This is a genomic window from Rhizobium sp. AC27/96, from assembly GCF_001692325.1.
Classification (GTDB): domain Bacteria; phylum Pseudomonadota; class Alphaproteobacteria; order Rhizobiales; family Rhizobiaceae; genus Rhizobium.
The window spans coordinates 1,291,678-1,318,543 of sequence record NZ_LXKN01000001.1; the positions used below are offsets into that span (position 1 = coordinate 1,291,678).

The 26,866-nt window shown below is 59.9% G+C and carries 28 protein-coding genes; 16 read left to right on the top strand and 12 right to left on the bottom strand.

Going from position 1 to position 26,866, the window contains the following annotated elements:
* The first annotated feature begins 2 nt into the window (after nucleotides 1-2).
* Nucleotides 3-755, top strand: coding sequence for an MBL fold metallo-hydrolase (locus A6U86_RS06500; RefSeq protein WP_068387448.1), 753 nt, complete (start codon nucleotides 3-5; stop codon nucleotides 753-755).
* 127 nt (nucleotides 756-882) lie between these two features.
* On the opposite strand, the gene A6U86_RS06505 is transcribed toward A6U86_RS06500, so the two are convergent.
* Nucleotides 883-1,281 (bottom strand): VOC family protein, encoded by a 399-nt coding sequence (locus tag A6U86_RS06505; protein ID WP_068387451.1) that lies wholly within the window; start codon nucleotides 1,279-1,281, stop codon nucleotides 883-885.
* 101 nt (nucleotides 1,282-1,382) lie between these two features.
* Between A6U86_RS06505 and A6U86_RS06510 the strand changes: the two genes are divergently transcribed.
* Nucleotides 1,383-2,093, top strand: a complete 711-nt coding sequence (locus A6U86_RS06510) for a YafY family protein (protein WP_068387454.1) — start codon at nucleotides 1,383-1,385, stop codon at nucleotides 2,091-2,093.
* Between the two features lie 128 nt (nucleotides 2,094-2,221).
* On the opposite strand, the gene A6U86_RS06515 is transcribed toward A6U86_RS06510, so the two are convergent.
* Nucleotides 2,222-4,771, bottom strand: coding sequence for a methyl-accepting chemotaxis protein (locus A6U86_RS06515; RefSeq protein WP_068387456.1), 2,550 nt, complete (start codon nucleotides 4,769-4,771; stop codon nucleotides 2,222-2,224).
* 332 nt (nucleotides 4,772-5,103) lie between these two features.
* Here A6U86_RS06515 and A6U86_RS06520 point away from each other — a divergent pair, with 332 nt between their 5' ends.
* From A6U86_RS06520 to mobB, 3 genes are read left to right on the top strand one after another with little or no spacing between them, the layout of a single operon-like run.
* Nucleotides 5,104-6,015, top strand: a complete 912-nt coding sequence (locus A6U86_RS06520) for a DMT family transporter (protein ID WP_068387458.1) — start codon at nucleotides 5,104-5,106, stop codon at nucleotides 6,013-6,015.
* A 10-nt stretch (nucleotides 6,016-6,025) separates the two neighbouring features.
* The gene (gene mobA / locus A6U86_RS06525) at nucleotides 6,026-6,676 is read left to right on the top strand and encodes a molybdenum cofactor guanylyltransferase MobA (protein ID WP_068387459.1); all 651 of its coding nucleotides are present in this window, start codon (nucleotides 6,026-6,028) and stop codon (nucleotides 6,674-6,676) included.
* Nucleotides 6,673-7,203, top strand: coding sequence for a molybdopterin-guanine dinucleotide biosynthesis protein B (mobB, locus tag A6U86_RS06530; protein ID WP_068387460.1), 531 nt, complete (start codon nucleotides 6,673-6,675; stop codon nucleotides 7,201-7,203). Before mobA ends, mobB begins: the two co-directional genes overlap by 4 nt.
* A gap of 47 nt (nucleotides 7,204-7,250) precedes the next feature.
* On the opposite strand, the gene A6U86_RS06535 is transcribed toward mobB, so the two are convergent.
* Nucleotides 7,251-9,728, bottom strand: a complete 2,478-nt coding sequence (locus A6U86_RS06535) for an OmpA family protein (protein WP_068387462.1) — start codon at nucleotides 9,726-9,728, stop codon at nucleotides 7,251-7,253.
* A gap of 369 nt (nucleotides 9,729-10,097) precedes the next feature.
* On the opposite strand from A6U86_RS06535, the gene A6U86_RS06540 reads away from it, so the two are divergent.
* The 8 genes from A6U86_RS06540 (at nucleotide 10,098) to A6U86_RS06580 (ending at nucleotide 15,686) form a co-directional block, all read left to right on the top strand.
* Nucleotides 10,098-10,880, top strand: a complete 783-nt coding sequence (locus A6U86_RS06540; protein ID WP_068387467.1) for a lysine/arginine/ornithine ABC transporter substrate-binding protein — start codon at nucleotides 10,098-10,100, stop codon at nucleotides 10,878-10,880.
* A 118-nt stretch (nucleotides 10,881-10,998) separates the two neighbouring features.
* Complete coding sequence (locus tag A6U86_RS06545; protein WP_068387469.1) at nucleotides 10,999-11,802, top strand: ABC transporter permease; 804 nt, start codon at nucleotides 10,999-11,001, stop codon at nucleotides 11,800-11,802.
* Entirely contained in the window at nucleotides 11,799-12,629 is an 831-nt protein-coding gene (locus tag A6U86_RS06550) for an ABC transporter permease (protein WP_068387471.1), read from the top strand. Before A6U86_RS06545 ends, A6U86_RS06550 begins: the two co-directional genes overlap by 4 nt.
* Before the next feature lie 185 nt (nucleotides 12,630-12,814).
* Nucleotides 12,815-13,081: an usg protein gene (locus A6U86_RS06560; RefSeq protein WP_068387476.1), complete on the top strand. Its 267-nt coding sequence runs from the start codon at nucleotides 12,815-12,817 to the stop codon at nucleotides 13,079-13,081.
* 149 nt (nucleotides 13,082-13,230) lie between these two features.
* A complete protein-coding gene (locus A6U86_RS06565) occupies nucleotides 13,231-14,055 on the top strand; it encodes a class I SAM-dependent methyltransferase (protein WP_068388025.1) in 825 nt (274 codons plus the stop codon).
* 128 nt (nucleotides 14,056-14,183) lie between these two features.
* Entirely contained in the window at nucleotides 14,184-14,876 is a 693-nt protein-coding gene (locus A6U86_RS06570; protein ID WP_068387478.1) for a glutathione S-transferase family protein, read from the top strand.
* A complete protein-coding gene (locus tag A6U86_RS06575; protein ID WP_068387482.1) occupies nucleotides 14,869-15,213 on the top strand; it encodes a helix-turn-helix transcriptional regulator in 345 nt (114 codons plus the stop codon). The genes A6U86_RS06570 and A6U86_RS06575 overlap by 8 nt, the downstream gene beginning before the upstream one ends.
* Nucleotides 15,210-15,686, top strand: coding sequence for an SRPBCC family protein (locus A6U86_RS06580; protein WP_068387485.1), 477 nt, complete (start codon nucleotides 15,210-15,212; stop codon nucleotides 15,684-15,686). Before A6U86_RS06575 ends, A6U86_RS06580 begins: the two co-directional genes overlap by 4 nt.
* Before the next feature lie 17 nt (nucleotides 15,687-15,703).
* On the opposite strand, the gene A6U86_RS06585 is transcribed toward A6U86_RS06580, so the two are convergent.
* From A6U86_RS06585 to A6U86_RS06600, 4 genes are all read right to left on the bottom strand, one after another.
* The gene (locus A6U86_RS06585; protein ID WP_068387488.1) at nucleotides 15,704-16,504 is read right to left on the bottom strand and encodes an ABC transporter ATP-binding protein; all 801 of its coding nucleotides are present in this window, start codon (nucleotides 16,502-16,504) and stop codon (nucleotides 15,704-15,706) included.
* Nucleotides 16,505-16,514: 10 nt separating this feature from the next.
* Nucleotides 16,515-17,351, bottom strand: a complete 837-nt coding sequence (gene ssuC / locus A6U86_RS06590) for an aliphatic sulfonate ABC transporter permease SsuC (protein ID WP_068387491.1) — start codon at nucleotides 17,349-17,351, stop codon at nucleotides 16,515-16,517.
* A 23-nt stretch (nucleotides 17,352-17,374) separates the two neighbouring features.
* The gene (ssuD, locus tag A6U86_RS06595; protein WP_068387493.1) at nucleotides 17,375-18,550 is read right to left on the bottom strand and encodes an FMNH2-dependent alkanesulfonate monooxygenase; all 1,176 of its coding nucleotides are present in this window, start codon (nucleotides 18,548-18,550) and stop codon (nucleotides 17,375-17,377) included.
* Nucleotides 18,551-18,754: 204 nt separating this feature from the next.
* Nucleotides 18,755-19,723 (bottom strand): aliphatic sulfonate ABC transporter substrate-binding protein, encoded by a 969-nt coding sequence (locus A6U86_RS06600; RefSeq protein ID WP_068387496.1) that lies wholly within the window; start codon nucleotides 19,721-19,723, stop codon nucleotides 18,755-18,757.
* Between the two features lie 270 nt (nucleotides 19,724-19,993).
* Between A6U86_RS06600 and A6U86_RS06605 the strand changes: the two genes are divergently transcribed.
* A complete protein-coding gene (locus tag A6U86_RS06605) occupies nucleotides 19,994-20,869 on the top strand; it encodes an NAD(P)-dependent oxidoreductase (protein WP_068388028.1) in 876 nt (291 codons plus the stop codon).
* A 51-nt stretch (nucleotides 20,870-20,920) separates the two neighbouring features.
* On the opposite strand, the gene A6U86_RS06610 is transcribed toward A6U86_RS06605, so the two are convergent.
* From A6U86_RS06610 to A6U86_RS06620, 3 genes are all read right to left on the bottom strand, one after another.
* A complete protein-coding gene (locus tag A6U86_RS06610; protein WP_068388031.1) occupies nucleotides 20,921-21,409 on the bottom strand; it encodes an Lrp/AsnC family transcriptional regulator in 489 nt (162 codons plus the stop codon).
* Nucleotides 21,410-21,475: 66 nt separating this feature from the next.
* Entirely contained in the window at nucleotides 21,476-22,108 is a 633-nt protein-coding gene (locus A6U86_RS06615) for a uracil-DNA glycosylase family protein (RefSeq protein WP_068388033.1), read from the bottom strand.
* The gene (locus A6U86_RS06620; protein ID WP_068388035.1) at nucleotides 22,105-22,680 is read right to left on the bottom strand and encodes a thermonuclease family protein; all 576 of its coding nucleotides are present in this window, start codon (nucleotides 22,678-22,680) and stop codon (nucleotides 22,105-22,107) included. Before A6U86_RS06620 ends, A6U86_RS06615 begins: the two co-directional genes overlap by 4 nt.
* A 123-nt stretch (nucleotides 22,681-22,803) precedes the next feature.
* Here A6U86_RS06620 and A6U86_RS06625 point away from each other — a divergent pair, with 123 nt between their 5' ends.
* The gene (locus A6U86_RS06625; protein WP_068387499.1) at nucleotides 22,804-24,333 is read left to right on the top strand and encodes a sensor histidine kinase KdpD; all 1,530 of its coding nucleotides are present in this window, start codon (nucleotides 22,804-22,806) and stop codon (nucleotides 24,331-24,333) included.
* An 18-nt stretch (nucleotides 24,334-24,351) separates the two neighbouring features.
* On the opposite strand, the gene A6U86_RS06630 is transcribed toward A6U86_RS06625, so the two are convergent.
* Together A6U86_RS06630 and cobT are read right to left on the bottom strand one after the other, a co-directional pair.
* Complete coding sequence (locus tag A6U86_RS06630; RefSeq protein WP_068387501.1) at nucleotides 24,352-24,744, bottom strand: diacylglycerol kinase; 393 nt, start codon at nucleotides 24,742-24,744, stop codon at nucleotides 24,352-24,354.
* Between the two features lie 185 nt (nucleotides 24,745-24,929).
* Nucleotides 24,930-25,946, bottom strand: a complete 1,017-nt coding sequence (cobT, locus tag A6U86_RS06635) for a nicotinate-nucleotide--dimethylbenzimidazole phosphoribosyltransferase (RefSeq protein ID WP_068387503.1) — start codon at nucleotides 25,944-25,946, stop codon at nucleotides 24,930-24,932.
* Nucleotides 25,947-26,074: 128 nt separating this feature from the next.
* On the opposite strand from cobT, the gene A6U86_RS06640 reads away from it, so the two are divergent.
* A complete protein-coding gene (locus tag A6U86_RS06640; protein WP_068387506.1) occupies nucleotides 26,075-26,851 on the top strand; it encodes an adenosylcobinamide-GDP ribazoletransferase in 777 nt (258 codons plus the stop codon).
* The last annotated feature ends 15 nt before the right edge of the window (nucleotides 26,852-26,866 follow it).

Sequence of the window (26,866 nt, forward strand, 5' to 3'; positions counted from 1 at the left end):
AAATGCAGCTTGAGCTCATTCGCAATGCGACGCTGAAGATCACCTATGGCGGCCATGTGCTGCTGATCGATCCCTATTTCGCGCCACGCCACAGCTTGCCATCCTTTACCGGCCGCTCTCCCAACCCGATGACGGAACTACCCGGCTCCATCGACGGTATTCTCCAGGGAGTGGAATTGGTGATCGTGTCGCATCTGCACACCGATCACTTCGATACGGTTGCGAAAGAGCGTGTATCGAAAACCCTGCCGCTCCTCTGCCAGCCCGGCGACGAAAGCTCTATCCGCGAATCCGGCTTCACTGATGTCACGACTCTGCTCCAAACCACGGTCTGGCAGGGAATAACGATCACGCCGCGGCAAGGCAGCCATGGCCTCGGCCCGGTCGTCGAGAAAATGGGCCATGTCATCGGCTTCACGCTGGAAGCTCCCGGCGAACCCACCGTCTATTGGGCCGGCGATACCGTGCTTTATCCGCCGGTCGCCGACACGATCGGGCAGGTCTCGCCCGACATCATCATCACCCATTCCTGCGGCGCGCGCTGGGATGGCGATCTGATCGTCATGGATGCCGAGCAGACCGTCGCAGTCAGCCGCCTCGCGCCGCAGGCGATCGTCGTTGCAACCCATATGGAAGCGCTCGACCACGCGACGATCACGCGGCAAGATCTCCGCCAGGCAGCAAATACGGCGGGTATCGATCCGTCGCACCTGCTGATCCCCGCCGATGGCGAAACGCTCCACTTGAGCCGATGATCTGCCCGGCCCAAGGCAAGCGCCACTAGAGCATTTCCAGGAAAAGTGCACAGCGGGTTTCCGTCCGGAAATGCGTAAAAACAAAGAGATAGAGCGCTTTCGCGATTCGAAGAAAAGCGAAAGGGCTCTAGCGAGCCGCGAACCGCTTCTTCGCCTCTTCGGTTGCCGGCATATACAGGGACACCGCGGTGCCCTCGGGATCGCGGAACTGGAACGTCTTGTTGCCCCAGGGCATCGTCTTCAGCTCCTGAACAAGCGAAACCTTGTCCTTCAGTCGTTCGTATTCGGCATCGATATCCTCGACCTGGAATTCGATAAAGGCAGTGCGATTGGCGCCTGGCTCGGCGCTGCCCTCTTTCCAAAGAGCAACGGTTTCGACCGCGCCGATCGCCAACGCAACCCCCGACGTCTCGATCTCGGCAAAGACCGGGGCGAGCCATTTGGCCTGGAACCCGGTCACCATTTCATAAAAGGCAACCATGGTATTGATATCAGCGGTAATGAGACGGATGGAGGCGAGCTTCATAGCAAGTCCTTTCGATGGAGGGCGAAGCCTTCTGCGGCTTCGAAGACCCTCTTGTCGCACAGCCCTGCTGCCACCATACTGTCAGCAGGAGTAAGTATGCGATGCGCCGTGCCGACCGACTGTTTCAGATCATCCAGATTCTGCGCCGATCAACCCGACCTGTGACGGCCAAGGCGCTGGCAGCGGAACTGGAAGTTTCGAAGCGCACTGTTTATCGCGACGTGGCCGACCTGATCGGCCAGCGAGTTCCCATCGAAGGCGAAGCAGGGCTCGGCTATGTGCTCGCCACCAGCTACGACATGCCGCCGCTGATGTTGGCGCCAGACGAACTGGAGGCAGTGGTGCTGGGCGCGCAGTGGGTCGCGGGCCATTCCGACAAGGCCCTCGCCAATGCCGCGCGCGATGTGGTAGCGAAGATCGCCGCCGTCGTCCCCGAGCGCCTGCGTCTCTTCATCCTCGAGCCGACCGTCGGCGCAAGACCGACTTTCGGCAAGCTGGAAGAGCATGTCGATGCCTCGCTGCTCAGATCGGCAATCCGCAACGGTGTGAAACTGCGGCTCCGCTACAGCTCCGAGGCGGGCGACGAGACCGAGCGCACCGTGTGGCCTGTGATCCTCGGCTATGCCGAGACGAGCAGCCTCTTGGTCGCCTGGTGTGAACTGCGACAGGGTTTCCGGCATTTCCGCACCGACCGGATCATTGGGGCCGAGATACTCGAAGAACCCATCGGATTGCGCTCGGGCGAATTACGTCGCCGCTGGCAGCGCTGGCGCGAAGAGCAACTCCATAAATCCCCGGGATTGCTATCCTGAAGGCAGGTGCCGTGGCGGACGTCGCCCCACCGTTCAATCCCACGACCAAATGACAACCAAAATCGAAAAGCGCCGGACCAGTGACCCGGCGCTTTCAAATATTTATGATTATTTTCTAATATTTTACTTTAGGCAGCGCGATAGCGAGCCTCGGTAACATTGTAATCTTCGTATCCCACATCACCCTCGCCTGTGCGGAACCGATCGATCTTTTCGGAAAGCGTATCGACGCGTTGACGCAGACCATGGATCTCGGCGTTGTTCTCCTCGACCATTGCCGCATTCCGCTGGGTAATCAATTCCACTTCGGCGACGGCACGGGTCACTTCCTCGATGCCCGTCGACTGTTCCGAGGTCGCGGAAGAAATATCGGAGACGAGCCTCTGGACGCCGGTAACGTGGCTGATGATCTCCGCCAGCGCAGCGCCGGTCTGCTCGACCAGGCGGACACCGTTCTGCACCTGGGTGGAGCTCGCCGAGATCAACCCCTTGATTTCCTTTGCCGCATTGGCACAGCGCTGCGCCAGCTCGCGCACTTCCTGTGCCACGACGGCAAAGCCGCGACCCGCCTCGCCGGCACGCGCCGCCTCGACGCCTGCGTTCAATGCAAGAAGATTGGTCTGGAAGGCAATCTCGTCGATGACGCCGATAATGGTGGCGATCTTCTCGGAGGAACGATTGATCTCGCTCATGGCGCCAACAGCCTTGGCAACCACTTCGCCGGATTGGGTCGCATAGGCCTGCGTCTCGTTGACCGAAGTCGCGGTCTGCCGCGCGCGGTCTGCCGTCGAGCGAACCACGTCGCTCAGGCGATGGAGAGCCCGTGAGCTTTCCTCGAGAGCGGCCGCCTGCTGCTCGGTGCGCCGCGCCAGGTCGTCGGCCGACATGGCGAGGTTGCCAGTGCCGCCCTTGATCTCTTCGGCGGTATAGCGAACATCCGTCAGCGTCTCGCGCAGCGCCTCGATGGCGTGATTGTAGGTGAAGGCCATTTCAACGAAGTCGGCCGACAGGTCTTCGCGCATGCTTTCTTCGAGATTGCCGTCGGCAAGCTTTGAGAGAACATCGGCTAGCGCGTTGAGCGCCTGTTTCTGTTCGGCTTCGATACGGGCGCGCTCGGCGGCGCGGCGCGAGGCTTCTTCCGCCGACAGCGCCCGGGCGCTCTCCGCTTCGCGTTCCAGCCGGACGTTTTCCAGCGCAGCATCACGGAAAACACTGACGGAGCGCACCATGTCGCCGATCTCGTCGCCGCGATTGCGCCCATCGATCGCCACGTCCAGATCGCCACTTGCAAGCCGCGTCATGACCTCGGACACCCGCTTCAACGGTCCGCGCAGGGTTTCCACCAGCATCAGGCCGCCGACGATGGCGAGCAGCGTGCCGAGGATCATCGCGATCACGGAGACATTGGCCGAGCGCTCACTGTCTTCCTTGCCGATTTCCTGTGCCTGGGCGACGAAGCTGCGAAGCGACGTCATAGCATCGGCCAAAAGGGCGTTGGACTGAACGCGTGTCGTTTTCCAATCGGCTGCCGTCTGCAGCAGATCGGCCGAGCCATTGGTAAGGCCATCGATCAGCGGCTGCACATGAGCGGCAAAATCACGCATGGTGGCGTTGGTCTGCCCGAGCGCGGAGATCTTCGCGGCGGCAACCTGCAGATCCTTGAGATCCGCCATCACGGGTTCGCGCGAAGCAGCATCACGAACATTCTCCATGCGCGAGGCATGCAGTGTCAGGCGATCAACGATGCCCAGAGCCTCGTCGACATGGTCGAGAAGCTCTTTCTGACCGTCGATGATCTTGTCGAGGCTGACGAAACGATCGGCGGCAGTATCGCTGTTCTTGGCCGATTGCAGCGTCATCTCGCCTTCGATCTTCACGAAGCTCTGCAGGATCGGCCCCATCGCCTCGACCTTCTGGTCGGGCGTACCGGAGCTTTTCAGGACGGCATCGAGCTTGTCGGCAGCATCGGAGGCATTGTTGACGAGCGCCGCGCCGCGCTTGGAAACCAGAGCCTTCGATACCGTGACCTGCTTCAAGATGGCGTCGGCATAGGTGCGCGCATCGGAAATTTCTTCGGTGGAATCGGCTGCCATCTGCACCTGGATGCGCAGATTGCTCATCTTTTCCGACAGACCCTTATAAGCGGCTGCATCGTAGAGCAGCTCCTTGGCGAAGGTTTCCTTGTCGCTGAAATCCTTGCGGATGATATCGATCTGCTTGCCGGCGGCCTTGCCTGTCGCTTCGATGTTCTGCACAGCCTTGCGGATGGTCTCGACGTCGCTGTCCTGCTTCTGCCGGATAGACCAGAGCGTCGCTTCCTGCGTGCGCATCTTGGCGGCGAGCTCGGCGACGGTAGTGATCTTGTCGCGCTGGTCATCGCTCAGCAGCCCGCTCAGGCGATGCACGCCCTGCTCTTGCGCATCGATCTTGTCGGCGAGCGCCTGGCGCGTCTCCTCCGATGGACCAGCTGTGAATTCCTGAAGGGCGGCTTGCAGATTTTCGAAATCGCTGATGTTTTCGATCGTCGCGCGCGTCACGGTCATATGACCGTTCAGAATATTGGCCGTGTGATAGCCGACCAGGCCGACACCGGCGATAAGAACCACCAAGGGCACTACGAAGATGAGGACCTTGGTAACAATCCGGCGGCTTTGCAAAAGACGATCAATGAAAAACATGCGGCGCCCCAAATGGATCTAATAAGTATCCGGCGATGGCGGGACGGTCATTCCTGCTGCGCTACCGTAGATGCTTCTGCCTCATGCAAAACCTCCGCGACCCTCCAGAAATAAGATTGAATAAGCATTAATCGGGGCAGCAAAAGCCGGCCGGACAGGCAAAAATCTACAACCGGCGCTTTATCTCACCACCAAAACGCGAAAATCGCTCAACCGCAACAACTCTGCTGCGTTGCACAATCGAATTCGCTCGATGGCGGCCGACAAGCGATTCCAATTTGCTTGAAACGGCGCTACTCCAGAACGGTATCTCCGGGGACTCATCTATATCAATGCAATTGACCAAGAACACGCAGGGTGCGCTTTTGATGGCCGCATCCATGGCCGGCTTCTCCTGTAGCGATGCGCTGTCGAAAGCGATCGTCGCTTCCATGAATGCCGGGCAGATCATCTTCATCCGCGGCCTGTTCACAGCGTTCATTGTCTATCTGCTCGCGCGCAGGATGGGGGCACTGCGATCCTGGAAGGTCATACTGCAACCGATGATCGCCCTGCGCATCGCCTGTGAAGCGATAGCGGCCGCCACCTACATCACCGCGCTTGGCATGATGCCGATCGCCAATGCCTCCGCCATTCAGCAGGCCGTGCCGCTGGCAGTGACACTCGGAGCAATGATATTTCTGAAGGAACCCGTGGGCTGGCGGCGTTGGGCGGCCATTCTGGTCGGCTTCATCGGCGTGCTGATCATCATCCGGCCCGGACCGCACGGCTTTACCCTGGCTGCCTTGCTCGTGACAGCCTGCATGTTCGCGACCGCCGCCCGCGATCTGGCGACACGCTGCATCGACAAGAATGTGCCCTCACTGATGGTGACGGTGTGCACCGCGATTTCGATTTCCGTCTTTGGCGCGCTCTGCATCGTTCCCCTCGGCGGCTGGCAGCCGGTGAGCATGACATCGCTCCTGCAGATCCTGCTGGCATCCGTCCTCGTGCTCATCGGCTATCAGGCCGTTATCCTCGCTATGCGCACCGGCGAGATTTCCTTCGTCGCGCCGTTTCGCTATCTGAGCCTTATCTGGTCTTCGCTGCTCGGCCTGATCGCTTTCGGCGAGATGCCCGACGGCTGGGCCATCATCGGCGCCGCGATTGTCATTGCCTCCGGCATCTATACATTCTATCGGGAAAACAAACGGCGTGCTGCCGAGCGCGTTGCGCAGGAAGCAGAACCGCGTATTCCCGCCTGAGGTCGTTGCCATGTCCGGCTTCATTGCCAATACAGAACTTGTTCCCGTTGTCCTGCTTGCCGGCGGCAGATCGAGCCGCATGGGCTCGAACAAGGCTTTCGCCTCGCTCGGGGGAGAAAGCCTTCTGTCACGCGTCGCCGGGCGGCTCGGTAAACGCGGGCAGCATCCCATCGCACTGAACGCAGATGCTGATTGGCCCGACGCCTTGGGCTTGAGGCTGGTTCCCGACAGAATTCCCGGAAAACTCGGCCCTCTCGCAGGCGTACTCACCGCGATGCAGGATACGGCCCTGCACTATCCGCAAGCCTCGCATGTCGCGACCGTACCGATAGACAGTCCTTTCTTCCCTTTCGGTCTTATCGAGCTGCTGGCAGACGCCATCCAGGGCCGCGATGAAATTGCAGTCGCCACATCGCTCGGCCGCGATCATCCCGTTTTCAGTCTTTGGCCCGTATCGGCCGCCGCCGACCTTGAAAGCTGGATCGTGACCGACACGAAACGGCGGGTCAGCGATTTTCTCACCCGCTACGAGGTCCGCCGAGTGGATTTTCCCGCGATTGAAACGCCAATCGGCCCTCTTGATCCGTTTTTCAACGTCAACACGCCTGATGATCTGGCCGACGCGGAAAAATGGCTGGCAGCTCTGGAAACCAAGGCATGACAAAATCCCGCCCGAAAATCTTTGGCATTGCTGGCTGGAAGAACTCCGGCAAGACCGGTCTTGCCGTTCGCCTGGTCACCGAATTTACCCGGCGCGGCTACCGGATCTCCACGATCAAGCACGCGCATCATGATTTCGACATCGACAAGGTGGGTGCGGATAGCTTCCGTCATCGCGAGGCCGGAGCACATGAAGTCACCATCGTTTCGGGCACGCGCTACGCCATCATGCACGAATTGCGCGGTGCGCCGGAGCCAAGTTTTGAGGAAATACTGGCGCGCCTCGCTCCGTGCGACCTCGTGCTGATCGAGGGCTATAAGCGGGAACCGATCCCCAAGATCGAGGCGCGGCGCCTCGAAGCTGCCAAACGCGAGCCGCTCGCCCCCCAGGACCCGCATATCGCTGCCATCGCTGCCGATCACGCAGTGGAAGATGCCGGCTCGCTTCCGGTATTCGATCTCAACGACACGCTGGCGATCGCCGATTTCATTGCGGCGACTGTCGGTCTTCATAAGCCGGCAAAATAAAAGGTCGCCGGCTTCCCGGCGGCCTCCATTCCTGCGTCGGCGAATGCTTACCGGTTGGAGGCAACCGGGCGCACCAGCGGCGTGATGCGCCGGATGGTAACGCGGCGGTTTTCCTGCGACGGGCCAGTCGTATTCACCTTCAGATATTGCTCGCCATAGCCCTGGGTGACCAGGTTTTCAGCCGGGATGCCATAGACATCGCTAAGGACATTGGCGACCGATTCCGCACGCTGGTCCGACAGGATCAGGTTGCTCTGGGCTGAGCCCACGGCATCCGTGTGACCTTCGATGAGGAAGGTTTCGGTCGGATCACGCTTGACGATTTTCGATATGCCGTCGGCAACACCACGCAGCGTGCTGGCCTGCGACATCGGAATATCGGCGCTGCCCGTCGCAAAGGTGATCGTATCAAGGTCGATACGACGGATCTTGTCACGGATACGAGCCGAGTAACGGACTTCGTTGACCGAGTAGATCCGCTCGACCGGTTCGACCGGCGGCTCGCGCAGGAAGTCGTAATAATCAGTGTTACGGTTGGATGCCGTGTCGATGATGTACTGGCTCAGCGGAATGAGCAGGCGCATCGGCGGCAGGCGGTCGCCCGGATCGCGGAAATAGTCGTCATGATCCGGCTGGTCTTCCAGCTCCGGCGAGTAGAACAGCACATATTCGCGGCCACGGGCATCGATGCGCGAGCGCTGGATGATGTCGCCATAGCGGTTGCGAATGGTGACGATGCGATCGCCGTCAGGCCGATCGATCGTCTCGCGATAGCGATCCCGCGGCAGTTGCTCGTAGCTCGGACGCTCACCATCACGAACGAAGCGATCGCTGTCATCGTGGCGAACGACATAGGTGTTGTCGACGTTAATGACGGTGCGATTGTCCTGATTGATGATGGTCTGGATCGTGTTTCCCTGCGGTGGCACGAAATCCGGCCGGCGATCGATCCGGCGGCCCTGCTCGCTCGTTACCGCCTCCATCTTGACGGGCGGTTGCGGCTGGCCACCGGCAGGCACGCGCTGCGCGTCCGCGTCGGAGGTCGGCGGCTTCGTATAGGCAGGCGGCGGCTGCTGGGCCGGGTTGGTCTGCGCCTGGCCATTCTGGCCCTGACCGGCCTTCCCATGGTCACCCTGTGCACCGGGGGCGCCCGGATTCTGTCCGCCGTTTAGATGTTCTCCGCGACGAACCGCATCCTTCTGGCTGTCCAGAACGGCGCTGCCGTTTTCGACGGGAAGGATGACCGGGCCGCTGGCAGAACCCGGATTCTCGGCGATCTTCTTGCGTCGTTCCAGTTCCTGGGGCGAAACCTGCTCGGCTGGCGGCACCTGAATTTCGCCAGCCTGCTGGCCGGTACCGTTTGCCGGCGCAGGTGTTGCCGTACCCGGAGCGGCGGTCTCGGCGCCATTGGCTGGCTGCTGCTTGCCGGGTTGCGGCGTTGCCTGATTTTCAGGCTGAGCCGGCTGACCCTGCGGCTCGCCCTTTGTGGCCGGCTGCTGTGGATTGGCGGCGGGCTGTTCGCCCTGCTGCTGGTTCTGAGGCTGCTTGCCATGCGTCTTGTCGCCCGGCTTCTGCCCCTGCTCCGTGCCGGGCGTTGCCGGGGTACCCGGCTGGGTTTCCGGCTGAGCCTGCGTTTCCGGCTGGGCCTTTTGGCCCTTCGATGGCTGGCCGGCAGGCGTCTGCGGCTGTTCGGCGGGCTGCTGCGCCGGCGTCTCGGGCTGGCCCTGCTTCTTCGGATGAGCATTCTGTTCAGGCTGAGCCTGCTTTGCCGGTTCCTGCTGAGTTTGCGGTTCGGCGGTGGCAGGTGCTTCCTTCTGAGCGGGCGCCGGCTGCTGGGCCTTCGGCTCAGGCTTGGCCTTTGGCTCCGGTTTTGCTTCCGGCTGTGCCTCGGCGGCAGGCTGCTGCTTCTCTACCTTCGGTTCCGGAGCCTCGGCAGGCTGCTTTGCCTCGGGCTGCTTGCCCTTCTGCTTGGGTTGCGGCGCTTCCGGCTCGGCCTCGGGAGCTTTAGCCTTGGGCTGCGGCTTTGCCTCCGGCTGAGCCTGCGGCTGCTGTTCTTCAGTCGGCTGCTGATGCTTCTTCGGCGCCGGCGCCTCGGCTGCGGGCTCCTTGGCTTCGGGCTTCGGCTGCTCCTGTTCGGCGGGCTGCTGGCGCTGCGCCTTTGGAGGCTGAGCTTCCGGCTGCTCCTTCGGCGGTTGCTCCTTAGGCGGCTTCTGCTGCTGCTCGCCTTCGGGCTCGGCCTGCTTCATCTGATGCTTCGGTTCTTCGGGCTTCTGGCCCTGCGGCTCGCCCTGCTCGCCCTCGGCAGGCTTCTTGTGCTTGAGCTGCTCTTCTTCCGGCTGCGCGGCCGGAGCCTCCTGCTGGGCCACTTCGAAACTTGCGGTAGCAGCCGTCGCTCCAGTGATTCCATTGTTCAACGGCGCGATGGGCTGCTCACGCAGCGCCGCAGCAACCGCCGGCTCGAATACGAGCGAAAATGAAAGCAGCGGAAATGCGGCGCTGGCAAATAGTCTGGATCGCTTACCCATATGGGGTCTCCTCTTATGATCTTTGTCTGCCGAATTGCGAATCTCAGCGGGCAAGGCGATGCCCCACGATCCGGGCCATTTTCCGGTTCTCGTGAGGCTGAATCGCGGCAGGCCGCTATATGTTCCCAAACTATTAGGTGGCTGCAATTAACCCTGGCTGAATGGGCCGGACGGCTTTCGTTCACATTTCCCCGCCACCCGTCCGGGTTGCTGGCAGATCGCGGGGCAACGATAGCCTTCGTAATTCCAGTTGCAATTTCCAAAAAAAAAGTACGAATATCGCCGCAAGGCGGGTCACCGACCCGCTCCACTCGAGCCGGACGCCAATCAACAATAATGAGCTGCCGGCCACCAACAGAGAGGATCAATATGCGCATCTCCACTCGTCTTTTTGCCGCTGCGTCCTTCGCCGCGATGTCGCTCCTCGCCGGCGCGGCTCTTGCCGATGGCGACACGATCGTCTTCGGCACGGACGCGACCTATCCGCCCTTCGAATCGCTCGATGCCGGCGGCAAGTTTGTTGGCTTCGACATCGATATAGCCAATGCGCTTTGCGACAATATGAAGGTCAAGTGCAGCTTCGTGAATCAGGATTTCGACGGCATCATCCCGGCTCTCCAGGCCAAGAAGTTCGACGCCGTCATCTCCTCCATGTCGATCACGCCGGAACGCCAGAAGATCGTCGACTTCACCAACAAGATCTACAACACGCCGCCGGCAATCGCCGTTTCGAAGGACTCCACCATCAAGGAAGCGACCGACGAAGCCCTCAAGGGCAAGTCCATCGGCGCGCAGTCCTCCACAACGCACGCCAACTATGCGACCGTCCACCTGAAGGACGCCGAACTGAAGCTCTATCCGTCGGCTGACGAATACAAGCTCGACCTCGGCAATGGTCGTATCGACGCTGCGATCGACGACGTCGTCGTTCTGTCGGAATGGGTGAAGTCTGATGCCGGCAGCTGCTGCAAGATGCTCGGCACGCTGAAAATCGACCCGGTCGTCAACGGCGCCGGCGCAGGTATCGCCATCCGCAAGGGCGATGCAGCGCTCAAGGACAAGCTGAACGCCGCGATCGCAGCGATCCGCGCTGACGGCACCTACAAGAAGATCCAGGACAAATACTTCGACTTCGACGTTTACGGCGACTGATCGCCCGTCGATTCCTTGGGAAAAGACGACGGCGGAAGCTTGCTCTTCCGCCGTTTTTGTTTGACAACGAAAAGAATATAAGCAGAAACGCGGCAAAAGCCGCTAGGGGAAATACAGCATGAGCGGACTGTTTTCCGCGCTTGGTTCCTTGTGGACCTGGTTGAGTACAATTTTCGACCCGTTGTGTGGTCCGGCCGGATTGTTCACGGTGTTCGGCCACAATACCATACTTGCCTGTGGTGATACCGGGTGGGGTGACGAGCTCGCCGGTGGCCTGAAGGTCACCATTGTCGTTGCGATCCTGACATTGCCGTTCGGCCTGGTCATCGGTTTCTGCGTGGCGCTGGCTCAGCAATCCGAAGAGAAATCGCTGCGTCTGGCGGCCGGCGTCTTCACCACCATCTTCCGCGGCTTGCCGGAACTGTTGACGCTCTTCATCATCTATTACGGCGCGCAGATCGTGCTGCAATTGGCACTTGCGCATGTCGGCTACGACGGACCGGTGGAGATCAACGCTTTCGCCGCCGGCATGGTCGCATTGGCGATCGTTTTCTCGGCATATTGCTCGGAAGTGCTGCTATCTGCCTTCAGGGCAATCCCGAAGGGACAGTACGAGGCAGGCGACGCTCTCGGCTTTCACCGCGCCCGCACCATGCGCCTGATCATCCTGCCGCAGCTCATCCGCATTTCTCTTCCCAATCTCGGAAATCTCTGGATGAACCTGCTGAAAGACACGTCCTATGTTTCCGTCATCGGGCTTGCAGACATCATTCGCCAGACCGGTCTGGCCGTACGCTCGACGAAAGAGCCTTTCCTCTTCTATTCCATCGCTTGCCTACTCTATCTGGTGCTCGCGATCATTTCCTCGGCCGGCCTGTCCTATCTTGATCGCTGGGCAAAACGCGCGGAGTTTCGCCGATGAGCTATGCTGAAGCATTGATCCCCGCCCAGCCGGCCCCGCCACAGACCACACGGCGCTTCTCGAAGGCTCGATTCGCCGGCTATTTCTTCCTGACCCTCTGGGCTCTGCTCGGCATCTCGCTGATCGCGATGATGATAATCAACTGGGACAACGAGAAATTCTTCCAGTTTGGGCCGGCCTACCTGCATGGCCTCTGGATTACGGTAGAATTGGTCGGGCTCTCCTTCATTTTCGGTGCGATACTTTCATTGCCGATCGCCTTCGCCAGAATGTCGAGCAACAGGTTTCTGAGCACGCTTACCTATTGCTACGTCTATCTTTTCCGCGGAACGCCCCTGCTGGCACAGATATTCATTGTCTATTACGGCTTTCCGCAAGGCCGCGACTTTCTGCAAAGCTGGGGTCTCTGGTGGTTCTTCCGCGATCCGTTCTTTTGCGGTCTGTTCGCCATATCGCTGAACACGGCGGCGTATCAGGCGGAAATCGTGCGCGGGGCAATTCAGAGCGTTCACAAGGGGCAAAGCGAAGCGGCCGCATCCCTGGGCATTCACAGGCTGGTCACCTTCTACAAGATCATCCTGCCGCAAGCTTTGATCGTGGCGCTGCGCCCTTACGGCAACGAGATCATCCTTCTGATCAAGGGCTCCGCGGTCGTTTCGATCATCACCGTGTATGATCTGATGGGCCAGACGCGCTATGCCTTCTCACGAACCTACGACTACCAGACCTATCTCTGGGCAGCGATCTTCTACCTGGTGATCGTCGAAATCATGCGCAATGGCTGGGGCCGGATGGAAGCCTATCTGACCCGCCACCTCAAGCGCTGACGGCAAGGACGGGCGCATGCCTCCCTTGCTGGCAGCACTCACCCATAGACGCTGCTAACACATTGATTTTTGTGAAGAAAATTTCTTTTGCGACACTTTTGTAAAGCTTGGGTTTACCATGAGCTGTTTCCATATGTGTGTGACGGTGAGTCACGAACAAGAATGGGAACGGAAAGAGAAAGCTCATGCACGACGACATGCAAAAGCAGTTGCAAGGCTATGGGTTGACGACGGCGCAGATCCTGTACCGACTGCCCGATCACCCTCAGTTTCTGCAGACCTACATCTGGCAGGATTATGATCTCGCCCCGAATTTCCCCGAAATGCGCGGCTTCCTGAAATTCTGGGAGGAAACGCTCGACGGCCCGCTGCATTCGGTGCGCTATGTCCATCGCAAGCTTATATCGGCGACCGAGTGGCGGGCATTGAAGGGTGAGTTCATCCTGCACTAGCCTTGCCTCATGGATGCAGTCGCTGAACGAACCACCAATCGGGCGGATAACGGCTATATCCGCCCTCAGAAGCCCTGATCTCGACGCAAGCATTGCAAAAGCCGGTCAAGCGCCTTAATGCCAGCGGGACAAAAGAAGGGCTGCTGATCATGGCAAAGAAGAAGATCGACGAAGACGCGCTGGCGGAAGCTTACAACCGTGCCTTGGCACTGGAAAAATCCGGCGATATCGATGCCGCCGTCAAGGCCTATGAAGAGGTTCTCGCTCTCGATCCGGAAGACCATGGCGGCGCCGCCGTCCGCATCGCTTCGATGGGACGTGGCGAAACCCCGGCAAAGGCGCCGGATGCCTACGTCGAGACCTTGTTCGACCAGCATGCCGAAGTTTTCGAAGACGTTCTGGTCGAGCAACTCGGCTATCATGTGCCGGTCCTCGTGCGCCAGCGACTGCAGGCGCTCGGCCTCGGCCCCTTCAAGCGCATGCTCGACCTCGGCTGCGGCACGGGGCTGACCGGTAGCACCTTGCGCGACATCGTCGAGGACATCACCGGTATCGACATCTCCGAAAACATGGTCGAAATCGCCCACGAGAAGGATGTTTACGAAACTCTCTTCGTGGCCGAGGTCGAAGACTTCCTCGAGGACAATGACGAAGAATCCTTCGACCTGATTACCGCCACCGATGTCCTGCCCTATCTTGGCGCGCTGGAACCGTTGTTCTTCGGCGCCGCGGAGAACATGACGCCCGGTGGCCTTTTCATCTTCTCCTCCGAGACCCTGCCGGAGGCGACCTTGGCCGGCCGTCTCTATATGGTCGGTCCGCACCAGCGCTTTGCCCATGCGGACGCCTATGTGCGCGAGCGGCTGACTGCGACCGGCTTCGAGCTGGTCGAGATCACCGATATCAATGTCCGAATGCAGGAAGGCCAGCCGACGCCGGGCCATCTGGTCATCGCGCGCCTGCTTGCCGACTGATACGACCGATAAGAACGGCAGAAATAGTTATCCTAATGGATAACTATTTCCTTGCCTCGCTGCGCGCGAACTGTTACTTAGCCGTTTGGATAAGTAACAGTTGAAACCTTTATAAGAGAGGTCGTCGCATGTCCCTTATTCTCTACAACCATCCCCTTGCCTCCTTCTGCCACAAGGTGCTGATGGCGCTTTATGAGAATGGCACGCCGTTCGAAAATCGGGTTATCGATCTCGGCAACGAGGAATCGCGGGCCTCCTTGGCGCGTCTCTGGCCTCTCGCCAAGTTTCCGGTGCTGCGCGACGAAACGCTCGACAGCACAGTTCCCGAAACCAGCATCATCATCGAATATCTCGATCGGCGTTACCCTGGAGCCACAGCGCTTTTACCAGCAGATCCCACAGATGCCCTGAACGTCCGGCTATGGGATCGTTTCTTCGATCTCTATGTGCAGGAACCGATGCAGAAGATCGTCGCGGACAGACGCCGGCCTGAGGATGCTCACGACCCGCAAAGCGTCGCTGAAGCACAGGCGCTGTTGCGCACCGCCTATGGAATGATCGAAAAGCAGCTCGGCGAGAAGACCTGGATCACCGGCGCAAACCTGACCATGGCCGATTGCGCCGCAGCGCCCGCTTTGTTCTACGCCGAAACGCTCGTTCCCTTCGATGGAAGCCAACCCAGACTGAAGGCATACTACCAACGCCTGCTCGACCGTCCGTCCTTTGCCCGCGTGCTGCAGGAAGCCATGCCCTATTTCCATTTCTATCCCTATCAAGAGAACCTGCCGGCCCAATTCCGCCCGGAACAATCGCATGCTTGAAGAAGCCCAGTCGCTCGACCGGATGTTTCAAGCTTTGTCAGATCAGAGCCGGCGCGGCATGATCGACCGGCTCGGACGCGGCCCCGCCTCCGTTACCGAACTGGCGCAGCCCCTGGATATGGCGCTGCCGACGGTGATGAAACACCTGCAGGTGCTGGAGACCAGCGGGCTGGTTCTCTCGGAAAAAGCCGGCAGGGTGCGGACGTATCACCTTCGCAAGGAGGCACTGGCGTCGGTCGAGCGCTGGATCGCCGAACGCAAGGCCTCGTGGAACAGAGCATTCGACCGGCTCGACCTCTTCCTCGCAGAGACACCGACGGAGACCGCAGGCGAATGAGCGAACGATCGACCGAACATACGACCATCACCATAGAGCGCCATTTCAAGGCGCCTCTGCCGCGCGTTTTCAGCGCCTGGGCGATCCCTGAGCAGAAGCGGCAATGGTTTGCCTGCCATGGCGATTGGACGCCTTTGGATTTCCAGTTGGATTTCCGCGCCGGCGGCAGCGAAAGCAACCGCGTCGCCTCGACGGACGGTGTCGTGCATGCCTATCAGGCGCGCTATATCGACGTCGTCCCGAACGATCGCTTCATCTATGCCTTCGACATGATGCTGGACGACGTCAGAATTTCCGTGTCGCTGGCAACCGTCAGCTTTGCTCAGGAGCCCGGCGGCACGAAGATGACCTTCGTCGAGCAGGTCGTGTTCCTTGATGGCTATGGCGACAATGGCTCGCGACTGATGGGCACGGAGAGCGGCTTCGATAATCTCCGGCTCTATGTCGAGGGAGACGAAAGCAGGCCGAACTAGACCATTTGGCGGGCGACCTAGCTGCGCGCCTCGCCAAGAATTGCCGCCAGCAACTTCCCTTCGAGTTCCGCCAGCGCCGGATTGCCGTGACGGCGTGGATGCGGATAAGGAACGGCGAGGTCGAGCACGATCCGCCCTTCGTCCAGTACGACGACCCGATCCGCCAGATGTACGGCTTCGCTGACATCATGCGTGACGAGCACCGCGGTAAAACGAAGCTCGCGCCAGACGCGGTTCAGCAATTCCTGCATGCTGATGCGGGTCAACGCATCCAGCGCACCAAGCGGCTCGTCGAGAGCAAGCACGCCGGGCTTGCTGACAAGCGCACGGGCAAGTGCCACACGCTGCTTCTGGCCGCCGGAAAGGCTGGACGGCCATTCGCCAGATTTCTCGGCAAGTTGCACTTCGGAGAGAACCGAAGCCGTTGCGCTTCGGGAGATATCCCGGGGCACGCCCTCGCCCAGCCCGACGGCTACATTATCGGCGACCGAAAGCCAGGGCAGCAGGCGCGGCTCCTGAAAGACGATGCGGGTATTCGGTTCCGTTTCGCTACCATCCCCAGCCTCGAAACGCAGATGTCCCGCATTCGGCTCGTCGAGCCCCATCAGGATGCGCAGCAGCGTGCTCTTGCCGCAGCCGCTCTTGCCAATCACGGCGACGAACTGTCCGGCCGGGATATCGAGATCGATGCCGCGCAGGACCCGATTGTTGCCGAAGCTCTTTTCCAGGCCTCTGATATGGATTGCAGCCGCACCCGTGGATGACAGAGCTGTGCTTGCGGCTTGATGGCGAAGGCGATCCGGTGCGATCACGCTCATGGCTTGGTCCTCAATTCTGATAGGCCGGGTTCCAGCGGAGCGCCCGGCGCTCGATGGCCCGCGCAACGACATCGGCGAGCTTGCCGAGAATGGCGTAGATTACCAGCGTCAGCACCACGACATCGGTCATGCCGAACTCGCGGGCATTATTGGCCATGTAGCCGATACCGGACGATGCGGCGATCGACTCCGCAACAATCAGGGTCAGCCACATGATGCCGAGCGCAAAGCGCAGCCCGACAAGGATGGACGGCAAGGCGCCGGGGAAGATCACCTTCCGGAACAGCGTCCAGTTGCTCATGCCATAGACCCTGCCCATCTCGATCAGCCCGCGATCGACATTGCGAACGCCGTGATAGGTGTTGAGATAGATCGGGAAAAGTACGCCGAGCGCTGTCAGGAACAGCTTTGATTCCTCACCGATTCCGAACCAGAGAATGACGAGCGGCACCATGGCCAGATGCGGAATGGTGCGCAGCATCTGCAGCGTCGTGTCGGTCACCTGTTCCGACAGTCGCGACACGCCATTGGCGATGCCCAGCAGAAAGCCGATCGAGCCGCCCACCAGCAAGCCGGCAAAAGCGCGGCCGGCGCTGACGAGGATATTGTTCGGCAACTGGCCCGAAATCGTCGTCTGCCAGAAGGCAACCACGACGGCAGCCGGTGACGGCATGATGCGCGTCGAGATCCATCCGACCGACGAGCCGAGCTGCCACGCCGCTATGACGACGACGGGCAGCAGGAAGGGCAGAAACCGTTCGAAGGAGATCACCTGCCTTGCAGGCTTGACCGGGCGAGCCCGGCTTTCGGCGCCGATGCGGATGAAGGATGTATCGAATGCCGACATGGGGATCTCCTTGGTAGGATGGCTCACGAGCCGGAAACGACTTTCAGATTGCCGCCATGGCTGCCGCCGGCAAAAATCTGCTTGGCGCCGAACTCATTGCGGAAACCCGCGCGCTGCTCCTTGCGGTCCAGCCCAAGTTCGGGGAAGAGAAGCTCCGCAACACGATAGGCCTCTTCCAGATGCGGATAGCCCGAACCGATCACCGTTTCGATGCCGATATCCTGATATTCGCGCAGCCTTGCCGCCACCGTCTTCGGTGACCCGACAAGCGCCGTACCGGCACCGGCGCGCACCAGGCCGACGCCGGCCCAGAGGTTCGGCGATACTTCGAGCTTGTCGCGGCGGCCACCGTGGAGCGCGGCCATGCGCTTCTGCCCAACCGAGTCGGACTGATTGACGAACTGCTCCTGCGCTTCGCGGATCGTCTCTTCATCAAGTTTGGAAATCAGGTGATCGGCGGCGGCCCATGCTTCCTCATCCGTCTCACGGACGATGAAATGCAGGCGGATGCCGAAGCTGACTTCGCGGCCGCGATTGGCGGCTGCTGCCCGGACCTTCTCGACCTTTTCAGCCACCTGTGCCGGAGGCTCGCCCCAGGTCAGGTACTTGTCGACACGGCCGACCGAGAATTCGATGCCGGCATCCGAGGAGCCGCCGAAATAAAGCGGCGGGCGCGGTGCCTGCACCGGCGGCAGGCCGAGCCTTGCATTGGTGGCCTTGATATACTTGCCCTCGAATGTCGAGGAGCCCTTCTCCAGCAACTCTTCCCAGACATGAAAGAATTCATCGGCATGGGCATAACGTTCGTCATGCTCCAGATGAATGCCGTCGCCGGCCAATTCCGCCGGGCTGCCGCCAACGACGATGTTGAGCAGCACACGTCCATTCGATACGCGGTCGAGCGTCGAAGCGAGACGGGCATAATAGGCTGGTGATGCCGTGCCGGGACGGATGGCGACCAGGAACTTCAGCTTCTGCGTATGGGCCGAAAGCGCGGCGGCGGTGACGAAGGATTCTTCGCAGGAGACGCCCGTCGGCAGCAGCACGCCGGTATAGCCGAGCCTGTCAACCGCCTGCGCGATCTGCTGGAGATAGCCGATATCCGGCCCACGATTGAGATCGGTCGAACCGAGATAGGTACCGTCGCCGGAGGTCGGGATGAACCACAGGAAATCGATGGGTTTTGCGGTCGCGGTCATGAAGTGTTCCTGCCTTCTGGGTGCGCGTGGTCGGGAGCCACTTCCCGATGCTTCGACCGGGATAGTGGCATAGACTATGGATTATATCGACAATGCAGATTTTCTATTGCCTGAGGTCAGGCGGAATATTTTTCCGCCTGCGACCCCATCCAGGATCTTTTCAGACGTTGGAGGCATCGGGAGTTCTCGAGAGGTCAACTGTGCTCAGCTCGCCTTCGGCCGCCAGACGATATCGGTAACGGTCAGCTTCTTCGGAACGATGCCAAGATTGTAGAATTCATCGGCTAGTCCCTGTTGGTAGGCGACCGCGGCATCCGTGATCGTGGAAACACCGCCGAGGTTCGAGCCGGGACGGGTCAACGTCACCCGCGTCACGTCGGCCGGTACACCGGTGATCTCGGCAAGGGCCGCAACGGTATCATCTAGATTGGACTGCGCCGCTGCGCCCACCTTGGCCAGCTCGTCAATGACATCGGTGATGACCTGCGGATTGTCCTTGGTGAAATCGCCGTTTGCCAGGAAATAGCTGAAGGAGTCGACGATCCCCCGCGCCGTCGTCAGGATACGCGTATCCGGATCGGCTTCGGCAATGGCCAGGTAAGGATCCCAGATCGACCAGGCATCGATGGCGCCGGTCTTGAAAGCAGCCGAAGCATCCGGCGGCGCGAGATCGAGCGCCTGGACGTCGTTGACCGTCAGTCCGCCCTTGCGCAAGGCCTTGACGGTGACGTTATGGGCGCTGGAGCCACGCTTGAAGGCGACTTTCTTTCCCTTAAGATCGGCAAGCGTCTGGATCGGCGAATCCTTGCGAACAAGAATGGCGGAGCTTTCCGGGCTGCCCGTATAAAGGCCGACATAGAGCAGATTGCCATTGGCTGCCTGCGCAAAGAGTGGCGGTACGTCGCCGGTGGCACCGAAATCAAGCGCACCTGCCCCAAGCGCTTCAAGGAGCGGCGGTCCAGAGGTGAATTCAGACCACTCGACAGAAATCCCGCGATCGGAAAGCCGCTTCTCCAGCGCTCCCTTGCGTTTGGCGAGCGCCAGCACGCCGTTCTTCTGCCAGCCGATGCGAAGAGTGGTCGCCGCAGCGGCACCAGCCGGCCTGATGGAGGGCAACGCGAAGGCAGCCGCCGTGGCGCCGAAGAGGCCGAGTGTCTGTCTGCGCGAAATCATCGAAGATCCTTTTCCCTGTCGCTTTGGCGCTTCCCGTGAACGCCGGCTCATTGTCGGTAGCTAAGGATCGCAAATCCACAGATTATATCGACAAAGGATATTATGAAGTTTTCCGCGAACGTCGAAATTTGGTTTCGCCAAATGCCTCATTCTAGAAATGAGATTCCAAGCCAAGTGACATGGTGACAAGTTGGTCGATAAATCGGCCTTCCGTCCCTCTGGCCTTTCCGCTAAGCCTTCGAGTCAAAATAGATCATGGAGCAAGAAAAAATGGCAAAGGTCGCGTTCATCGGCATGGGCGTCATGGGCTATCCCATGGCAGGGCATCTCAAGGTCAAAGGCGGCCACGACGTCACTGTCTATAACCGCACCGTTGCCAAGGCGGAAGCATGGGCCAAGCAGTTCGACGGCAAGTTCGCCCCCACTCCGGCCGAAGCCGCCAAAGACGCGGACTTCGTTTTCACCTGCGTCGGCAATGACGACGACCTGCGCTCGGTGACCACGGGCGAGAATGGCGTTCTTTCGACCATGAAGGCGGGCGCCATACTGATCGACAATACCACAGCCAGCGCCGAAGTGGCGCGCGAGCTCTACGCTGCCGCCAAGGAAAAAGGCGCGGACTTTATCGACGCCCCCGTATCCGGCGGCCAGGCCGGCGCTGAAAACGGCGTACTGACCGTCATGTGCGGCGGTGACGAAGCCGTATTCGAAAAGGCACGTCCCGTCATCGACGCCTACGCCCGCATGGTCGGCCTGATGGGTTCTGTCGGCGCCGGTCAGTTGACCAAGATGATCAACCAGATCTGCATCGCCGGCATCGTTCAGGGCCTTGCCGAAGGTATCCACTTCGGCAAGCAGGCCGGACTCGATATCGAAAAGGTCGTGGAGGTCATTTCCAAGGGCGCTGCCGGCTCATGGCAGATGGAAAACCGTCACAAGACCATGAATGCCGGCAAATATGATTTCGGCTTTGCCGTCGACTGGATGCGCAAGGATCTCGGCATCGTGCTTGCCGAAGCGCGTCAGAACCAGGCCAAGCTGCCGCTAACGGCGCTCGTCGACCAATTCTATGGTGATGTTCAGGCTATGGGCGGCAATCGTTGGGACACGTCGTCCCTGCTCGCACGGCTGGACAAGAAATATTAAAAGGCGCTCAGCCGGAATAATTTCGGCTGAGCGCCCCTGTCAAAGCAGCGCTTAGTCTTCGTTCGACTTGGCGTTCTCGATCAGCATGTAATCCAGCGGCAGTTCCGTCGAATACTTGATCTGCTCCATCGCAAAAGCCGAGGAGACGTCGCGGATTTCGATCTTGGCGATCATGCGCTTGTAGAAGGCGTCATAGGCGGCAATATCGGGAACGACAACGCGCAGCAGATAGTCGACATCGCCACTCATGCGGTAGAATTCCACCACTTCCGGGAAATCGGCGATCACTTCGGAAAAACGCTTCAGCCATTCGATCGAGTGGCTGTTGGTGCGGATGGACACGAAAACGGTAACCTTCGTGTTGACCTTTTCCGGATCCAGCAGGGCCACGCGGCGGCGAATGACGCCGTCTTCTTCCATCTTCTGGATACGGCGCCAGCACGGTGTCGTCGACAATCCGACCTTCTTGGCAAGATCGGCCACGGCCAGAGTGGAATCCTCCTGGAGGAGGCGCAGGATTTTGCGGTCAAGACGGTCCATTTTCAGCATCCCTTCGAATTATATTCTCTCTATAGCCTATTTTCAGGACGAGAAAAGAACCATTTTTCAAGAAACCAAGATTCTCACACGTTCTTGCAATACCGGAAGCAACTCCTCCTCGAACCAGGGATGACGTTTCAGCCAACCGCTGTTGCGCCAGCTCGGATGCGGCAACGGCAAGATGGCCGGCGAGTGATTGGTCAGAAGATAACGCCGCCATTCGGCGACCGTCTCCGTCATCGACGCCATGCGCTCCTTGCCGAGATGCCATGCCTGGGCATATTGCCCGATTGTTAGGATCAGCTCGATCTGCGGCATCGCATCCATCGCCTTCTGACGCCACAGAGGCGCGCATTCCCTGCGTGGCGGCAGGTCGCTGCCAGCGGCATTGTAACCGGGAAAACAAAAACCCATCGGCAGCATGGCAAAATTGTCGGGATTGTAGAAACTATCGCGATCGACGTTCAGCCACTGCCGCAGCCGATCACCGGAAGCATCATTGAACGGCAGGCCGCTTTCATGAACGCGCAGGCCGGGTGCCTGCCCCGCTATCAGGATACGTGCCGTCGAAGAAAGCGTGGCGACCGGCCGTGGCTCGTGTGGCAGCCGATCCGCTTCGCCCTTCGCCGGGGCGTCACGACAGAGGCGACAGGCGGCGATGGCCGAATGCAGGGCCTGCAACTCGCCCGCTCCAATCATTGCGCGCTCCATCCGACAATCCCTCGCAGATATTCAATCAGGCCCATCATCGGATCGCCTCCAGCGGGATGCTCCAGACGCTCTTCGCGCCGGTAATCGCTCGGCCGTTCGAAATCGCCGGCCCAAACTCCAGCTTTCGCCTGCCTCGCCATCCGTTCCTCAGAGGCATAACCTCCATAGGACAATGCCATGCCATTGCGCACCATGGCGGCATTGATGTCGAGGTCGCCGACCATACAAGTCACCAGCAGGCGACCATAGCGATCCCTCTCTCTTCCGCGGCATTCCGGCGCGCCGATCTTAATGATTGTGACAAGCGCCTTGCGCGCCTCTTCTCCGCATGCCCAGTCCGCGCCATCACGCCGACACCGTTGCCGATATTCCGGCGCATCGATGCCCTTCAGCCTCAAACGCTCGCCATTGGCAGAAAGCGTATCGCCATCGATCGCATAAAATCGGCCTGTTTGAACAAGTTCTGGCCGATTGTTCAACTTCAACGCGAGCAAAGCAAGAATGGCGAGCAGGGCAAATGTGACCGCGCCGTCGCGAAACAGGCGGCTTGACCGCATCACTTTCTTGCCTCCTTTCACAACAAATCCTTGGCGAAGATGGCAAACAAACCATTTCGCCGCAGTATCTTCTTAATGTTTGGCCGCTAGTCTGTAACCTCAGGAAGACTAACTTTCAACGAAACCATGAAAATCGGCGTCAGCACATCGACAGATAAAAACATCGTCGACCGATCGCGCAGTCACCGAAACCGGGCTGTGTCGAAGGCCGTGCGGCAGACCCGCGAACGCTTGCAAATTGGCCACAGCAGCAATTTCGACCGCGAGCTCATGCTCATGCACATCGATACGATGCTGCAAGGTGCCGCTGTCGTGCCGATCTTCGCAATCGTCGTGGCATCGATCGGGGTCTATCTGACCCGTGACGCGCTGATTTTCTTCTGGGCCATTCCGATCCTGACTGCGCATGCCATCAATATGATCCTCGGCAGGCGCGCGAAAAAGCAGGAGATGAGCGTCGAAAGCGCCAGGAGATGGCGGCAGATCCTGTTGCTCGGCCAATTATTTACCGGGCTCTGCTGGGCAGTCTTCGCGATGCAGAGCTGCTCGACCTGCGGCGGCGACAGCTTCAGCCTCTACAAGGGCGCCGTCCTGCTTGTGGCGATCTGTATCACGGCCATGTCCAGCTTCATGTTGCCGCGTGCCGTGCCCTTCTGCTTTGCGCCGGCAACGGTGGCACTTGTCGTCACCGCGATATTGACCCGAAGGCCCTCGGATATCGCCCTGACAGCGGTCGTCTCCGTCGCGGTGATCTTCTTTACCTTCATCACCAATCGCATGTTCCAGTCCAATCTGAAGATCCTCTCCTTCCAATCGGAAAAGGATGATCTGATCGCGGAACTGGAAGTCGCGAAATCCATGTCCGACGAGGCCCGCCGCCGCGCGGAAGAGGCGAACCTCGCCAAATCGCGCTTCCTCGCCTCCATGTCGCATGAGCTCAGAACGCCGCTGAACGCCATTCTCGGTTTCTCGGAAGTCATGTCCGCGGAGGTCATGGGGCCCTTGAACAACGCCACCTACCGGGAATACACCACCGATATCCATCGCTCCGGACAGCACCTGCTCAACCTGATCAACGAAATCCTCGATCTGTCGCGCATCGAGGCCGGCAAATACGAATTAAACGAGGAAGCCATCTCGCTGCTCGACATTGCCGAAGATTGCATCGGCATGGTCCAGCTGCGCGCGCGCGGCAAGAATATTTCCATTTCCTCGCAAATCGAACCGCAGCTTCCGTCTGTCTGGGCTGATGAAAAATCGCTACGCCAGGTGATCCTGAATCTGCTCTCGAACGCCGTGAAATTCACGCCGCAGAACGGCGAAATCACCGTCAAGGTCGGCTGGACGGCCGGAGGCGGCGAGTATGTGGCGATCAAGGACAATGGGCCTGGTATTCCCGAAGAAGAGATTCCAGTGGTCCTCTCGGCCTTCGGTCAGGGGTCCATCGCCATCAAGAGTGCAGAGCAAGGCACTGGCCTGGGCTTGCCGATCGTGCAGGCGATCCTTGCCAAGCATGACGGTCAGTTCGTGCTGAAATCCAAATTGCGCGAAGGCACCGAGGTCATCGCTATCCTGCCGGCCAAGCGCGTACTGCAAAGCCTGCCGGCCGTCGAAGATGCCCCGCTCATCGGACGGCGCAAGAAGAGCTTCGCCTGAGGCTCAGCTTTCCGACGGCTACCGGAAAAACAGATGGCTGCCGATGATGTAAAGCATATAGAGGCCGGCTGCGACCAGCATGCAAAACACGGCAAATGAGCCGAGATCCTTGGCATACTTGCCGACATTGGAAATCTCCGGCGAAATCCGGTCTATGACCTCTTCCACGGCCGTATTCATTGCCTCGACAGCAAAGACGCCGAGGAAAATCACCATACCGATGACGATTTCACCAAAGCTCGCGCCGACTGCGATCAGCAGGATCAGCGAAACCGCTGCGAAGAGCAGTTCCTGGCGGAACGCAGCCTCCTGAAGCAGCCGTTGAAAACCACCCCAGGAATAACCGGCAGCGGCAAAGAAATGCCGGATCCCTGTTTCCTTGGTGACTGCTGATTTCGAAAATTCGGCCATTCTCGTTCCGCCCGTAATGCCCCAACTGCAATTTAGACGCTTTGCGAATACCGCCTTGCTCCCACTGAAGCAAGCTGACAGTTTCGACCGCTTCAGGAATTCATTACAGATTTATGACGTGTACCGATAGTTCCACAGAAAAATCGGCAGCGGGATGCTATCCAGCATCCCGCTGCTTTGGTCCATCAATGCTTGTTGGTGACACCCGCGCTTTCGAAGGTCGCCATGCCCGAATGGCAGGCAGCCGCAGCCTTGACGATCCCGGCCGCGAGCGCAGCCCCGGTGCCTTCGCCGAGCCGCATTCCGAGCGCCAGAAGCGGCGTCTTGCCAAGCTTCTCGATCGATCTCAGGTGCCCGGGCTCCGCCGATACATGGCCGATCAGGCAATGATCCAGTGCCGACGGATTGGCCGCCTTGAGAATGGAGGCTGCAGCCGTCGCGACGTAGCCGTCGATGATCACGGGAATGCGCTCCATGCGCGCCGCTAGAATGGCGCCGGCCATGGCAGCGATCTCGCGACCGCCGAGACGGCGCAGTATTTCCAGCGGATCGGACAGATGATCACGGTGCAATGCCACCGCCTTTTCGACGGCAGCGATCTTGCGTCTCAGCATCTCGCCTTCGGAACCGGTGCCGGGGCCGACCCAATCCTCGGCCTTGCCGCCGTAAAGCGCATAGTGGATGGCGGCCGCAATCGTGGTGTTGCCGATACCCATTTCGCCAATGCAGAGCAGGTCCGTGCCGCCTGCAATCGCCTCCATCCCGAAAGCCATGGTCGCAGCGCAGTCGCGCTCGCTGAGCGCCGGCTCCTCGGTAATGTCGGCGGTGGGGAAATCGAGCGCCAGATCGAAGACCTTGAGGCCGAGATCATAAGCGACGCAGATCTGGTTGATGGCTGCACCGCCGGCGGCAAAGTTCTCCACCATCTGCTGCGTGACGGAAGGTGGGAACGGGGTGATGCCCTGCTTGGTGACACCATGATTACCGGCGAAAATCGCAACCAGCGGCCGGGTGACGGCCGGCGCGCGGCCGGTCCATGCGGCCAGCCAGAAAGCGATCTCCTCAAGACGGCCAAGCGCGCCCGGCGGTTTGGTAAGCTGCGCGTCGCGCTCGCGTGCCGCTACCAGCGCTCGGGCATCCGGGCCCGGAAGGTCGCGCAGCAGCGTGCGGAAATCATCGAATGGCAAGCCGGTTACGCTCATGAATGCCGTTCCTTGTTTTTTGGTCTCAAATCAGGTTCTTTGCGTGCGACTCTATTAGTCTTCGGAATCGGCGGGAACAACTCCAAAAGCGCCCGATGCCGTCGCGCGGGTAGCGGGGAGAGAAAGAAATGCGGGAATACATGCGCGACACCGCGCGCGCAGTCGCCTTTTTAAGCCGCATCCCCGTGCCCACGTCCTTCTTTGCAGGCTATGATGGCAAGCTGGCGCCGGTTTCCCGCGCCTTTCCTGTTGCCGGCCTGCTCATCGCCCTGCCCGGCTCCATTGTCTTCGGTTTACTGCTTGCCCTGCATGCCGATCCGCTGATGGCCGCGCTCTTGGCGCTCACGGTCCAGACGGTTGCAACGGGCGCCCTGCACGAAGACGGTCTCAGCGACACCGCCGATGGGTTGGGTGGCGGCAAGGATCGCGAGCGTGCTCTCGCCATCATGAAAGACAGCCGCATCGGCACCTATGGCGCGGCCGCCTTGATCCTGTCGTTTGGATTGCGCGCCGCGGCACTCGCTGCGATCGCCCGCCACCTCATGCCGTTTGACGCCGCACTTGCGCTTCTGGCAACGGCCGCGCTTAGCCGCGGAGCGATGGTGTGGCACTGGCACGTGCTCCTCCCAGCCAAACCGGATGGGGTTGCGGCTTCCGCCGGTCAGCCGGACGGCAACGCCATGCAACTGGCGCTGATCACGGCTCTTGCCTTGGCAACCTTGTTCATCTGGCCGAGCCTGGGTATCTCGGCGCTTGTCTCTTGCCTTCTGGTCGTGGCCATCGCCACATTTTTCGTAACCCGACATGTGCGCCGAAGGCTATCCGGTCATACTGGTGACACCATTGGCGCGACGCAGCAGATTTGCGAGATCGCGTCGCTCTGTACCCTTGCCATGTGCATTTGAAGCCTCGATATATGA